General features: G+C 64.2%; 12 protein-coding genes. 5 read left to right on the top strand and 7 right to left on the bottom strand.

What is annotated here, in order from left to right; genetic code table 11:
• Nucleotides 1–221 precede the first annotated feature (221 nt).
• Complete coding sequence (gene tpx / locus IU367_RS18700; RefSeq protein ID WP_043140547.1) at nucleotides 222–722, top strand: thiol peroxidase; 501 nt, start codon at nucleotides 222–224, stop codon at nucleotides 720–722.
• A gap of 67 nt (nucleotides 723–789) precedes the next feature.
• Here the strand turns inward: tpx and IU367_RS18695 are convergent, their stop codons facing one another.
• The gene (locus IU367_RS18695; RefSeq protein ID WP_043140550.1) at nucleotides 790–1,608 is read right to left on the bottom strand and encodes a type 2 periplasmic-binding domain-containing protein; all 819 of its coding nucleotides are present in this window, start codon (nucleotides 1,606–1,608) and stop codon (nucleotides 790–792) included.
• Between the two features lie 170 nt (nucleotides 1,609–1,778).
• Between IU367_RS18695 and IU367_RS18690 the strand changes: the two genes are divergently transcribed.
• Both IU367_RS18690 and IU367_RS18685 read left to right on the top strand, forming a co-directional pair.
• The gene (locus IU367_RS18690; RefSeq protein ID WP_274452724.1) at nucleotides 1,779–2,999 is read left to right on the top strand and encodes a DEAD/DEAH box helicase; all 1,221 of its coding nucleotides are present in this window, start codon (nucleotides 1,779–1,781) and stop codon (nucleotides 2,997–2,999) included.
• Nucleotides 3,000–3,084: 85 nt separating this feature from the next.
• Nucleotides 3,085–4,557, top strand: coding sequence for an alkaline phosphatase D family protein (locus IU367_RS18685; protein ID WP_274452723.1), 1,473 nt, complete (start codon nucleotides 3,085–3,087; stop codon nucleotides 4,555–4,557).
• A gap of 74 nt (nucleotides 4,558–4,631) precedes the next feature.
• Here IU367_RS18685 and IU367_RS18680 read toward each other — a convergent pair whose 3' ends face one another.
• From IU367_RS18680 to IU367_RS18655, 6 genes are all read right to left on the bottom strand, one after another.
• Nucleotides 4,632–5,423, bottom strand: coding sequence for a F0F1 ATP synthase subunit delta (locus IU367_RS18680; protein WP_274452722.1), 792 nt, complete (start codon nucleotides 5,421–5,423; stop codon nucleotides 4,632–4,634).
• On the bottom strand, nucleotides 5,420–6,736 hold the full coding sequence (locus IU367_RS18675) for a sphingomyelin phosphodiesterase (protein WP_274452721.1): 1,317 nt from the start codon (nucleotides 6,734–6,736) through the stop codon (nucleotides 5,420–5,422). The genes IU367_RS18680 and IU367_RS18675 overlap by 4 nt, the downstream gene beginning before the upstream one ends.
• 217 nt (nucleotides 6,737–6,953) lie before the next feature.
• The gene (locus IU367_RS18670) at nucleotides 6,954–8,513 is read right to left on the bottom strand and encodes a methyl-accepting chemotaxis protein (RefSeq protein ID WP_274452720.1); all 1,560 of its coding nucleotides are present in this window, start codon (nucleotides 8,511–8,513) and stop codon (nucleotides 6,954–6,956) included.
• A 226-nt stretch (nucleotides 8,514–8,739) separates the two neighbouring features.
• On the bottom strand, nucleotides 8,740–9,570 hold the full coding sequence (locus tag IU367_RS18665; protein ID WP_241278934.1) for a CPBP family intramembrane glutamic endopeptidase: 831 nt from the start codon (nucleotides 9,568–9,570) through the stop codon (nucleotides 8,740–8,742).
• Nucleotides 9,571–9,777: 207 nt separating this feature from the next.
• The gene (locus IU367_RS18660) at nucleotides 9,778–10,077 is read right to left on the bottom strand and encodes a hypothetical protein (RefSeq protein ID WP_005313598.1); all 300 of its coding nucleotides are present in this window, start codon (nucleotides 10,075–10,077) and stop codon (nucleotides 9,778–9,780) included.
• Nucleotides 10,078–10,127: 50 nt separating this feature from the next.
• Nucleotides 10,128–10,502, bottom strand: coding sequence for a YacL family protein (locus IU367_RS18655; protein ID WP_043140571.1), 375 nt, complete (start codon nucleotides 10,500–10,502; stop codon nucleotides 10,128–10,130).
• 208 nt (nucleotides 10,503–10,710) lie between these two features.
• Here IU367_RS18655 and IU367_RS18650 point away from each other — a divergent pair, with 208 nt between their 5' ends.
• Together IU367_RS18650 and IU367_RS18645 are read left to right on the top strand one after the other, a co-directional pair.
• On the top strand, nucleotides 10,711–11,826 hold the full coding sequence (locus IU367_RS18650; RefSeq protein ID WP_274452718.1) for a sugar diacid recognition domain-containing protein: 1,116 nt from the start codon (nucleotides 10,711–10,713) through the stop codon (nucleotides 11,824–11,826).
• Between the two features lie 119 nt (nucleotides 11,827–11,945).
• A complete protein-coding gene (locus tag IU367_RS18645; protein WP_241325733.1) occupies nucleotides 11,946–13,208 on the top strand; it encodes a GntP family permease in 1,263 nt (420 codons plus the stop codon).
• Nucleotides 13,209–13,217 lie beyond the last annotated feature (9 nt).

Genomic DNA, 13,217 nt, shown 5'->3' with positions numbered 1-13,217 from the left:
TGGATCCCGCCGGTGCGAGATCTTCGATGACTGAGCCGAGTGTAAACCTTGGTGTTAAGTCCAAGGTCAAGCTCCTTTATCTTGCTGACTGAGCCGGCAGGGGCTAGCTGTCCGGGTCAGGATGAAGCGCCCTTATATCCTTGTGGTTGGCGGGTGTTTGTCACCGCCCGGCGCGCCTATACTGGGGAGCCCTATCCTCCCTCGATAATCAAGGACATAACATGAGCAATTCCGTTACCCTGCAAGGCAACCCCGTCTCCGTCGCCGGTCACTTCCCCGTTGCCGGTGAGCAGGCCAAGCCCTTCTCCCTGGTTGCCAAGGATCTGTCCGACCTGACCCTGGCGGCCTACGCCGGTCAGCGCAAGATCCTGAACATATTCCCGAGCGTCGATACCCCGACTTGTGCCACCTCAGTGCGCAAATTCAACGAACAGGCCAGCGCGCTGGAGAACACAGTCGTGCTCTGCATCTCCGCCGATCTGCCGTTCGCCCAGTCCCGCTTCTGCGGCGCCGAGGGTCTGGACAAGGTGGTGACTCTCTCCACCCTGCGTGGTGCTGCCTTCCTGCAGGACTACGGCGTGGCCTTCTCCTCCGGTCCGCTGGTTGGCCTGGCCGCCCGCGCCATAGTGGTGCTGGATGCAGACAACAAGGTGCTGCACAGCGAGCTGGTGGCCGAAGTGGCCGACGAGCCGAACTACGCCGCTGCCCTGGCCGCGCTGTAAGTTTGTGAGCGCAAAAATCCCGCCACGGCACGCCGTGGCGGGATTTTTTATGGATGGCGTCTGGTCATCAGGGCGTGCTGGATGATGCCGGCGGGGCCAATGGCTCGGGATGGGGCTGCCACACCTCATAAGGGCGATGCAGTCTGGAGTAGATCTCGGCCAACTTGCCGGACGCGGCCAGCCGGTCGATGGCCGTGCTGAGGAAGTGATCCATATCATCACCCGCCGCCCCCTTGGCGATGATGAAGACATCCTCGAAATCGCCGAAGTGTTCCCGGTGGATGTTGGTCAGCCCCAGCTGGCGCAGCACCAGGTCGGCTTCCTCCTGGGCCCAGATGAAGGCATCGATGCGACCGCGTGAGAGCTTGCGCAGCGACTGCTCTATGCTCATGGACCTTTGCAGCGGAATGGGCAGAAAGCCCGGAGTGGCTTCGATCAGCAGATCCCGTTGGGTAGGCTCAACCCCATAGGCCATGTCGGTGGTGACGGGGTGAGCCGTGTTGCTGTAGATGACATGGGTGACTTTGCCAAAGCTGCGGGTGCTGAAGCGATAGGGCAGCATGTCCGCATCGTGCAGATTGCGGATCGCGGGCAGGCTGAAGTCGGCCTTGCCTGCGATGACTCCGGCCATGGCACGGGCAATGGGGTATATGGTGATACGGATGCTGACCTCGGGAGACTGCTCATCAATCGCCCGCACCAGATCGACGAAGGGGCCCGTCTTGTCGGCGTTGATGAGGCCCGGCAGCTCGCCAAGATGGGCGTTGAGGATGCGAACCGGTTTGTCCGATGGCGTGGCCGGCGTGCCTGCCAGGGAGAGGCTCAGGGTGGTGACCCCCAGCAGGCCGAGCAGGAGAAACAGCAAGATGTAGATATGTCTGGTCATGATCTGGTCACACCCTTGGGTGATGGTTCCAGAAGTGTAGTCAGAGCCGCTTCGGCCAGATCGAACCGGACTTGCCTGCAGGGCCGCGATGGATGGGGTTTTACTTATCGCTCCCTGCTCACTAGACTTCGCCTCCCACTTCTTTATTCAGCCGATATCTGCGTAGCCCCATGACCTTTAGCGAACTCGACCTCAATCCCGCCCTGCTGGCGGCCCTGCCAGCCAGCCTGCACACCCCGACCCGCATCCAGCAGCTTGCGATACCCGTGGTATTGGCGGGGCAGGATCTGCTGGCGCTGGCCCAGACCGGCAGCGGCAAGACGCTGGCGTTCGGGCTGCCGCTGCTGCAGCGGCTGGATCCCGCCTCCAGTCTGGTGCAGGGGCTGGTGCTGGTGCCGACCCGCGAGCTGGCCACCCAGGTGAGCGCCGCCTTGCAAGGGGTCGCCGAGGCGCTGGGGTTGCGCGTTTTGACCCTGTGCGGCGGCGTGGCGCAGGAGCGGCAACAGGCCGAGCTGGCACTGGGGCCGCAGCTGCTGGTGGCGACGCCGGGGCGGCTGCGGGATCTGCTCACTCAGCAAGTGCTGGGATTGGATAGCCTGCAACAGCTGGTGCTGGATGAGGCGGATCGCCTGCTGGAGATGGGCTTCTGGCCCGACATCCAGTGGCTGATGAATGAGATGCCCGCCGAGCGTCAGACCCTGCTCTTCTCCGCCACCCTGCCTGCCGAGCTGGATGAGCTGGCGACCGGCCTGCTGACAGAGCCGACCCGCATCGAGGCCAATCCCCTCAACAGCCTGGTGAACGAGATCGAGGAGCGGCTCTATCTGGTCAACAAGAGCAGCAAGGTGCCGGCGCTGATCAGCCTGCTCAAGGAGCAGGCCTGGCCGCAGGTGCTGGTCTTCATCAGCGCGCGGGACGATGCCGATGGCGTGGCCAGGAAGCTGGCCAGGGCGGGGATCCCGGTTGCCGCCCTGCATGGCGAGAAGGAGCAGGCGGTGCGGGATCAGGCGCTCGACGATTTCAAGGCCGGCAAGGTGCGGGTGCTGGTGGCCACCGACCTGATGGCGCGCGGCATTCACGTGGAGGCGCTGCCGCTGGTGATCAACCTGGACCTGCCCGCCAGCGCCCCCGTCTATGTGCACCGCATCGGCCGCACCGCCCGCGCCGGGCGCGAGGGGCTTGCCATTTCGCTGGTGTGCCACGGCGAGAGCGATACCCTGGCGGCGATCCGCACCCTCACCGGCCGTGAGCTGCCGCTGGCGGAACTCGCCGGTTTCCCGGTGACCGACCTGCCCGCCAGCGGGGAGGGCAAGCGCCCCCCGCGCGACAAGCAGGCGAACCGTCGCACCGCCAACAAGCGCAGCGTCAAGCAGTTCAAGGGCAAGGCCTGATTCAAGGATGGCCTGCCCGCTTGGGCAGTACCAAAGGACGCCGGTTTCACTATGCTCCATGGGTTCAACCACGGAGGGATAGGCAATGGCGAGTCTGTTAATGGGGCCCCTGCTGGGGCTCGAAGCTGAGACGCAATACAGCATCTGTTTTCTGGCGGGGCCTGGCTGCAAGGGCGCCAGCATAAGGATCAACGGCAACCTGTTGCCTGCTGGCAAGCAGGCGGATACCCCAAAGGGCGGCTTTTGGCGGGCCAGCTGGACGGCCAACCCGGCCGCCGGGGGAGCGACTGTGGAGTACCAGATCCTGCTGGACGGGGAGCCCGCCCGGGATCTGGCCGGGGACGACCACTGGCAGTTTCATCTGCCTGGGTCGGCGGAGCAGGTGCGTATAGGTTATGCCTCCTGCAACGGTTTCTCCGACTTCAAGCTGCTCACCTCCACGCCTCAGCCCTATGTGATGTGGGATCGGCTTGCCGCCGAGCACGCCGCACATCCCTTCTCGCTGTTGCTGATGGGGGGTGATCAGGTCTATGCCGACTCCCTCTGGACCACAGTGCCCAGCCTCAAGGCCTGGAATGAGCTGGACAGGACGGAGAAGGTCAAGCGCAAGGCGACCCGTACCATGGAGGAGCAGCTCGATCGCTTCTATTGCGATCTCTACTGCAAGCAGTGGGGACGGCCCGAGGTGGCCCGCCTGCTGGCCCGGGTGCCAAGCGCCATGATGTGGGATGACCACGACATCTTCGATGGCTGGGGCAGCTATCCCGAGGATCTGCAGGGCTGCGATGTCTATCGGGTCATCTATGCCGCCGCCTCCCGCTATTTCCGGCTGTTCCAGCTGCGCAGCGGCGCCAATGCCTCCCTGCTGGACCCGGTCAACTTGGCCCACCACTCCTGGCTGCTCAGTTTTCGGGGCTACCGGATCCTGGCGTTGGACAACCGGGCGAACCGCACCCAGGCCCGGGTGATGAGCCAGTCCCAGTGGGATCAGATCAACGGCGCACTGGCCGGCTGCGACGCGGGCCACCTGCTGGTGATGGCGGGCGTGCCCGTGGTCTACCGGGACTTCTCCTTCACCGAGGCGGCGCTGGATGCCACCCCCTGGGAGGAGGAGCTGACCGACGATCTCAAGGATCACTGGCGGGCCAAGGCCCATCAGGGGGAGCGGGCCCGGCTCATCATGCGGCTGCTGGACAACGCCCGAGTACGGCGCCAGCACAAGACCCTGATCCTCTCCGGTGACGTGCACGTAGGCTGCCTTGGTGTCATTCAGGACAAGCGTGAAGGGGTCACCAATGTGCACCAGCTGGTCTCCTCCGGCATAGTCCATCCCTGTCCCACCCAGTTCCAGTGGATGGGGATCCTCGCCATGACCAACGACAATCCCGAGTACCTCGACGAGAACCGCTCGATCCGCGCCGAGCTGATCAAGCCGTTCGGCGCCCCCGTCTACCTGCGCACCCGCAACTTTGCCACCCTGCTGATGGGCAGCGACAACAAGCTGTGGGCCAACTGGCATTGCGAGAACGGGCTGGCCGCCAGCTACCCGCTGGCCTGAAGGGCTGGCAAACGCAAAGGGCCCTGGCGGGCCCTTTTTCTTTTCAACGTCAGGCTCCCCGGGCCGTTTTCCGCTCAGGGCTTGCCCTGTGCCTGGGCGAAGAAGTCGCGCCTAAACTGGCCGAGCACTTCCTCCCTGTGCTGCTGCCAGCGCTCGGGATCCATGTTCCCCTGACTGGCCGCCAGCTGCTGCTCCAGCTCGGCCAATTGCTGCTGGTAGTGGCCGCGCTGATCCAGTTGCTGCTGGCGGGTGGCGGCAAAGGCCAGGCTGGCCTCGGCCCGATCGGCGGGCAGGAAGTGGCGGGCCAATGTCTCCAGCTCCTCGTCCCCCCACAGCTGGCGCGCCTGCTGCAGGCGGGCGTCCGGGTTGAACAGATCCGCCGCCAGATCCGGATGATCCGCCGCCCACTCATCCTGCAAGCGGGTCAGGGCGGCCAGCCGCTCCGCCAGGGTCAGCTGTTCACCCTCGCTGGCCAGCTGCGCCAGCGCCTCGGCATAGCGCCCCTGCAACCGGGTGAGGCTCTCCCCCTCGCTCATCCACTGCGACTCCAGTTCACTCAGGTTGGCGAGGCGCTCGGCGAGCGGCTGCTCGCTGTCGCCTACCTCGCTGGCGAGCTGCTGGCTCATCTCCTGCGGCATCTCCCGCCAGCTGGGGTGCGGAGCTGTGGGCTGGCTCCCGCTGGCAGCCGGGGTGAGCCGGGTCATGAGGGCCGTCATAGGGGGGGCTGGCGCCTGCTGTGGCTGATGTGCCCCGCGCAGGCTGGCCTGTGCATCGGCCGGCGTCTGCGGTGGTTCATATTGCCAGCCGAGGTTGAGCAGCAAGAGCGAGAGGACTGCCAGGGCCAGCAAGCCGTAGCGGCGCTTCATCGGCTGATCTCTCCCTTGACCGGGAAGTGATCGGAGAGGTTGCTGGCGGGCCAGAGGCTGCCATCGCTGCTGCGCGGGATCCAGACGCTGTTGAGGTTATGGCTGGCGGCGCCGTACTCCCGGCTCACCACCAGATAGTCCAGGTATTCCACGTTGGCACCACCGGAAAGGGGCCCGCCGGCATAGGGGTTGAGCCTGGGGTCGAAGGTGGCCTCTGTGTAGCCGCCATAGGCGGGCTCATGGGCATTGAGGTTGCTCAGCATGTTGGCGTAGTCGTCGGCAAACTTGCGCTTGTTGACGTTGAAGTCGCCGCCGTAGATGACGGTGTCACCGGCCGGGATCTTGAGGCTGGCGGCCAGGGTGCGCATCTGGCCGAACTGGATCTGGCGCAGCCGTCTCGCCTCGTCGGTGTCGAAGCTGGCGGTGTGGGTGGCGAACAGGTGCCAGGCCTTGCCCCCCTTGATCACCTCGGCGTACATGACCCCCTTGTCGGCGAAGCAGTCGGTGCCGGTGCACTGGGGATAGACCAGCTGGGCCTCGCGCACGATTGGGTAGCGGCTGACGATCACCACGCCGCCGTCGTGGATGTTGACCCCCGGCTTGTCGAGCACCTTGGTCTGATAGGGATACTCTTTCGCCAGCGCCTGCAGGAAGCCCTCGCGGCGGCCATCGAACACCTCCTGCAGCAGCAGGGCGTCATAACCCTTGAGGTGCTCGGGCAGCAAGGCCAGCCGCTCGCCTATGCTGGCGGCGATCACCGGCAGGGCCCAGACGTTGTAGCTGGCGACCTTGAGCTTGCTCTCCGCCGGTTCTGGCTGCTCCCGCTTTTGTGGTGGCGTCAGCATGTAGTGCAGATCGTCGTAACGGCCGGTGAACTTGGCGGCGAAGGCCAGCTCCTGCGGCCCCTGGGTGCGATGCAGGGCGCGATCGCTCTGCCAGCCCGAGCTGGCGGTCGGGGTGTCGCCACCGTGCTGCAATGTGGTGTTCCACCAGGTGCCCTCCATCAGCTGGTTGAGGCGATAGGTGTCGCCACCGGCCGTGGTGACCCGGGTTTCGAACAGATAGCTTTTGCCCGCCTTCACCCCCTCGTAGCGGTTGAAGCTGAGCACCATGGCGCTCTCCCAGGGGCCCAGCTCAGTCCTGTGCTGGATCCACTGGCTGCCCGCCTGCAGCTGGCCGGAGCCGCTCTGGCGGATCTCCAGCCGCAAGGGTTCTGGGCCGTTGTTGGTGAGGTAGACATCGGTATCGGCCAGCGCCTGCAACGGAAACTGGCTGGCCAGCAGCAGGGCGGCATAACTGAGAGGCTTGTGCATCATTAAGTCCTTTTGGTTGAGGCACGATGGAAAGTGACTGTTATGGCGGGCACAGAGGTCATTTCATTTACATTTTTGTTACAAATAAATGAAAGGCCCCATATGGGGAGAGTGCGGCATTGAGGGGAGGGATCTGTGCCCCGCCCACGTGGAGGGCAGAGCAGGCTCGGCAATCAGGGGCGCGCGTGCCGGCCGGCATGCGTGCCCTTGTGACGGGTCAGTGGCGGAACTGGTTGATCAGGCGGGAGAGGGCGTGCAGCCGCTCCACCAGCAGCGTGATGCCGTCCAGGGCCTGTCTGCTGTTGTCGGCTGTGTGGCTGGCCAGCTGGTGGATCTGGTGGATGCCATGATCCAGGGTGCTGGTGACATCCGCCTGCTGGCTGACGGCCTGGGCTATCTCGTCGCTGGTGTGGGTGACCTGAGCCAGCATGCGGTTGATCTGGTTGAGGACCTCGGCTGTGGTGCTCACATGCTGCTGGCAGCGCTCCGAGGTCTGGGCCCCCTGGGTCATGCCATCGGCCAGCTGGCGGGTGGTCTGCTGCAGCGCCTGGATCATCTCGTTGATCTCGCCGGTGGAGCTGCGGGTCTTCTGGGCCAGCGCCCGTATCTCGTCGGCCACCACAGCAAAGCCGCGCCCCTGCTCACCGGCCCGCGCCGCCTCGATGGCCGCATTGAGGGAGAGCAGGTTGGTCTGATCGGCGATCTGGCTGATCACCGCCAGGATCCCGCTGATCTTCTGGCTGTCGCCGGTCAGCTGCGCCAGTACCCTATGGTTGGCGTCAAGCTCCTGATGGAGCTGGTTGACCGATGCCTGGGTGGTCGTCAGCGCCTGCAGCCCCTCGGCCGACACCTGCTGCACCTCGCCCACCAGGGCATTGGCCTGATGGGCGTTGCTCGCCACGTCGCGAATGGAGTGGCTCAGTTGTGTGATGGCGGCGGCCAGCTGCTCGCTCTGGGCCCGCTGCTGTTGCAGATGGATGTCTATGGTCTGGATATTGCCCCTGTCATCCTCGGCGGCCTGCAGTATCTGCTGGTTGGTGTCGGCGCTGCGCCCCACCACCGCCTTGAGCTCGGCCCGCTTCATGCGCAGGGCCAGCTCGAGAGCAGCCAGGGTATCCCGCCGTTTGGTGTAGAGCACCTGACAGAGCGGGGTGCCCATCTCCTCGCCGGCCGTGACGGCCAGCCGGTTGAGCCGCTGTTGCAGCCGCCCGCCGTGGATCATCTGGGCCAGCAGCGCCGCCGCAGCGGGTGCTCCCCACAGGGGGTTGCCGGTGGCGAGGGCCGCCAGCAGGGCGAGCAGGGCCGTGCCGGAGAGGAGCAGGGTGAGCTGGCCCGGCTCCAGGGTGAGCCGGCTGAGCCAGGGCAGTGCCTTGCCCGCCCGGATGCGGGCGTAGAGCTGCTCAGCCCAGGCGATGTCCTGCTCGCTCGGGCGGGTACGCACCGACTGGTACTCTATGATCTGCCGCTGTTCGTTGAGAATGGGGGTGACGTAGGCGTTGACCCAGTAAAACTTGCCGCTCTTGGCGCGGTTCTTTACCAGTCCCATCCAGCTCTTGCCCTGTCGCAGTCGTTGCCACATGTCGGCAAAGGCGGCCTTGGGCATGTCGGGGTGACGCACCAGATTGTGGGGGACCCCCTCCATCTCGTCGGCGTTGTAACCGGCCACCTCGCAGAAGTGCTGGTTGGCATAGGTGATGTGGCTGGCGGGATCCGTGGTTGAGATCAGTGATAGATGGTCGGGGAAGCGTATCTCCCCCTCCCGTTGGGTTGTTGTCATGTGAGCATCCTGAGTGAGCCAAGTAACTGATAGTTTTGTTTTTATTTTTTGTGATGGTTACCGGCCCATTTTATGGGGCAAAGATGACGCTAACTTGGCTTGGGTCAATTAATCGACACGCGGGCCTGGCAAAAAAGTACAAATAGAAAGTCTATATCGAACGGACAGGCCGCAGGCAGGGGGCAGAGGAGGGGAAACAAGGGCGCCCCGGGCGGGGCGCCCGGGATCAGCGGCTGGCCAGGGGGTAGGTAAACAGGGCCAGATGGGCGAAGTTGAACAGGAAGTGGATCGCGATGGCGACGCTCAGGCGACCACTGAACTGGAACGCCAGGCCGTAGCAGGCGCCCGCCAGGGCGGCAAACAGCATCAGCAGCGGGCCGCCGGCCAGGTGGGCGGCGCCGAACAGCAGGCTGGCCACCAGGATGCCGAGCCAGAGCCGGCTGCGGGCGGCCACCCCCTGCTGGATGAAGCCGCGAAACAGCGCCTCTTCCGCCACGCAGGTGAACAGCAGGTTGTTGAGGGCAAACAGCCACCACCAGTGGGGCAGGCCAGCTTCGGGCTTGAGCGCCCCCAGCTGCCAGGCGGTGATCAGCAGGGCCGCCAGCGGCAACAGCAGCAGGGCCAGCGCTCGCCAGCGGATCGCACCGCCCTGGCCGAGCAAGGCGGGCCAGGCCAGCAGCAGGCCGAAGAAGACCAGCGGCTTGTCCAGATTGAGGTACATGTTGAAGGGCACGCTGGCGGGGCCGGCCTGCACCTGATCCAGCACCTTCAGATTGCTGAAGCCGGGGATGAGGTGCAGCATCAACGCTATGGCCCACAGCAGCATCAGGGTCAGGGCGGCGCCACGCCAGGGCTGGGGCAGGCTGGGGGTGCGCCAGGCCAGCAACAGGCCCGCCAGCGTGATCAGCAGGGCGAATGGGCTGAGATGGTCGAGGTAGAGGGCGGCCAGCAGGGCGACCCCCAGCAGGATCAGGCCGGGCAGGCGTTGCCGGGCCAGACAGAGCAAGACGGCCAGCGCCAGTGCTCCCCAGATGAGCGAATCAGGTAGAGGTAACATTGAGTCTCCAAGGCCGATAAAAGTCCCGCACCTTAACAAGTCGTCACATCATGACACAAGGCTTAATAGGCTGGTCGGATCCCTGCAAGGGCGAGTCCGCGGCGGGGCGCAGCCATGAAAAAGCCGGAGCTTGGGCTCCGGCTTTTCTGATACGGCATTGCCAGGTATGGGGCGTTTTCGCGGCCCGCCCCGGCAATCACCCGGGATTTATCGACCGGATTCGGCGATGACGCGAGCTATGATGTCGGCACGCTTGGTGGCTTCCAGCTCGCCCAGGGCGATGAGGCCGGCCTTGAAGATGACGTTCTTCGGCAGGCTGACGTCGTCCAGAGTGGTGATGGCTTCGACGTGCAGGCCGTTCAGACGGCTGGCATCGCGCGGGCTCAGGTTGACCTGAGTGTTCATCACCTGCTTGCCTTTCTTCTTGGCAGGCACGGCCTGTTTGGTCTGGTCCTGCTCGTCTTCCGGCTGTTCTGGTTGTTCGCCGTCAAAATCGTAAATAGACATAGTCAATCCTGTTGGGTTGCAAGGGGCATGCTCGCCCGAAATGTGGGTATTCAGCCCATATCCTCGTTGCGGATAAAGGCGCGCCAGGAGCCGAGCACCTGGGCAAAGTCTTCCAGTCCGCACATGGCCAGCTGCTCATCATCGTAGTAGGCGAGATCGTCGAGATCCTCATCCAGTTCGATATTGAGGACGTTGGCCTTCACTTCGGCCTCCTCAGGGGTGAGCAGCAGTGAATAGTCACCGCCGTGCAGCAGGTATTCAGTGCGGGTGCGATTGGACAGCTGGTCGATGATGGAGAAGAGCTCGTCGAGCTTCTCCTCATCCTTGCCAACTTCATCGATCAACCACTGACCGATGGCCTCATGGCCCATGGAGAACCGGGCGCGATAGCCACCGAACGGGTCGCGGCGAAATTCATAGTCCATAGCGGAGTCCATATCGGAAGGATGAAGCCACCACGCCACACAGCGGCATAACGCCAGATCCATGATCCATGGTGGGGCACACATAGCGTAAAGTGGCCTATTCTAGCGATCCCCCCCGCGCTTGTCTTGATGATGTGGGATCTTTGCGCGTCGGCCCGTGCGATTGTGGGCCCCCAGGCGTCATGCCAGCTTGTTGTCCGGAGATGTTATGCAGCTAAACGATACCCTGGCCCGTCAGATTGTCAGTCGGGCGATGAAGATATTGTCGTTCTCGGTCAACGTGATGGATGAACACGGTTTGATCATCGCCTCCGGCAATCCCGAGCGCCTGCATCAGCGCCACGAAGGGGCCGTGCTGGCGCTGACAGAGAACCGGGTGGTGGAGATAAGCGAGGCGACCGCCCGGCAGCTCAAGGGGGTGCGTCCCGGCATCAACCTGCCCATCGCCTATCAGGGGGAACTGCTCGGGGTCATCGGCATCTCGGGCGATCCGGAAGAAGTGCGTGCTTACGCCGAGCTGGTACGCATGACGGCCGAGCTCATTCTGGAGCAGGCGGCGCTCACCGAGCAGTTGCAGTGGGACAAGCGCCACAAGGAGGAGCTGGTGCTGCAGCTCATTCGCGGCGAGGGGCGGGTCGATCAGCTGCAGCAGGCGGCCCGTTTCCTCGAGCTGGATCTGGACCAGCCTCGGGTGGTGGCCGTGCTGGCGTTGGAGGAGGCGGATCCGGCCCGCCTGCGGGAGCTGGTGCATCTGCTGGAAAATCCGGAGCGGGACAATCTGGTGGCCATCAATGGCCTCGACGAGATAGTGGTGCTCAAACCGGCCCAACTGAGCGAGGGCGTCTGGCAATCGGAGCAGGAGCGCAGCCGCATCAAGCAGTTGCTGGCCCGCATTCCCCACTTCAAGGTGCGGATCGGGGTGGGTGATTACTTCGGCGGCATAGACGGGCTGGCACGCTCCTACCAGACGGCGCGGGATACCTTGCGCCGGGGCATGCGGCAGGCGCCGCGCAAGCAGGTCTACTTCTTCGAGGATTACCGGCTGCCTGTGCTGCTCGGCAGTCTGGCGGACTCCTGGCAGGCGGATCAGCTGCGGGCCCCCTTGCTCAAGCTGGCGCAGGAGGACAGAAAGGGAACGCTGCAAAAGACGCTACGCCAATATTTCTTGCAGGATTGTGATCTGCATCCCTGTGCCGAAGCCCTGTTCATCCACCCCAATACACTGCGCTACCGGCTGACCCGGATCGAGCAGATAACCGGGTTGAATTTCAACAAGTTAGATGACAAGTTCCTGCTCTACCTCGGGCTCAATCTCGATAGCTGATTTGTTGTAATGAACAAGAAGTATCTCTTTAAAGAGACCTTATTTGGCTTTTCAGCCAAAGCATTCCGATCCCGGATCACCATAATGGCCACCACTCACTCATTTGAAAGGTGCCCGTCATGATCCCTGTATCCGCGCTCGGCGCTCTCGCCGCGCTCTCCATCGCCATCTTCCTCATCCTGAAGAAGGTGCCGCCTGCCTACGGCATGATAGTCGGCGCCCTGGCCGGTGGCCTGATCGGCGGGGCCGATCTGACCCAGACGGTCGCCCTGATGATAGGTGGCGCCCAGGGGATCACCACGGCGGTGATGCGGATCCTGGCGGCCGGTGTGCTGGCGGGCGTGCTGATCGAATCGGGCGCGGCCACCACAATCGCCGAGACCATAGTCAAGAAGCTGGGCGAGACCCGCGCCCTGCTGGCGCTGGCGCTGGCCACCCTGATCCTGACCGCGGTCGGCGTCTTCGTGGACGTGGCCGTCATCACGGTCGCCCCCATAGCGCTGGCCATAGCGCGCCGTGCCGACCTCTCCAAGGCGGCCATACTGCTGGCCATGATAGGTGGCGGCAAGGCGGGCAACGTCATGTCCCCCAACCCGAACGCCATCGCCGCGGCCGATGCCTTCCACCTGCCGCTCACCTCCGTCATGGCGGCCGGCATCATACCGGGCCTGTTCGGGCTGGTGATGGCCTACTGGCTGGCCAAACGGCTGAACAACAAGGGCAGCAAGGTCGCCGCCGACGAGGTGGTGAGCTTCAGTGGCAGCAAGCTGCCCGGCTTTGCCGCCGCCATCAGTGCGCCCCTGGTCGCCATACTGCTGCTGGCCCTGCGCCCCATCGCCGGCATCGTGGTGGACCCGCTGATTGCACTGCCCCTCGGCGGTCTGGTCGGCGCCCTTATGATGGGCAAGTTCAGCAAGGTGAACCAGTTCGCGGTCTCGGGCCTGGCCCGCATGGCGCCGGTGGCCATCATGTTGCTGGGTACAGGTACTCTGGCGGGCATAATCGCCAACTCGGGTCTGAAGGATGTGCTGATCAGCGGCCTGACCGCCTCAGGTCTGCCCTCCTACCTGCTGGCCCCCATCTCGGGCGCCCTGATGTCGCTGGCGACCGCCTCGACCACGGCCGGGACTGTAGTGGCTTCCAACGTGTTCAGCTCCACCCTGATCGAGCTCGGCATCAGCAGCCTGGCGGGGGCCGCCATGATCCATGCCGGTGCCACCGTGTTTGACCACATGCCCCACGGCTCCTTCTTCCATGCCACCGGTGGCAGCGTCCACATGGGCGTGGGGGAGCGCCTCAAGCTCATCCCTTATGAAACTGCCGTCGGCCTGACCATAGCAGCCGTCTCCACCCTGATGTTTGGCGTGTTTGGTCTCGCCTGAGGAATTGAT

The sequence above is a fragment of the Aeromonas bestiarum genome (assembly GCF_028751155.1).
Taxonomy (GTDB): Bacteria; Pseudomonadota; Gammaproteobacteria; order Enterobacterales; family Aeromonadaceae; genus Aeromonas; species Aeromonas bestiarum.
The sequence above is the reverse complement of the archived record's forward strand: the minus strand, read 5'-3'. Positions and strand labels throughout refer to the sequence as shown.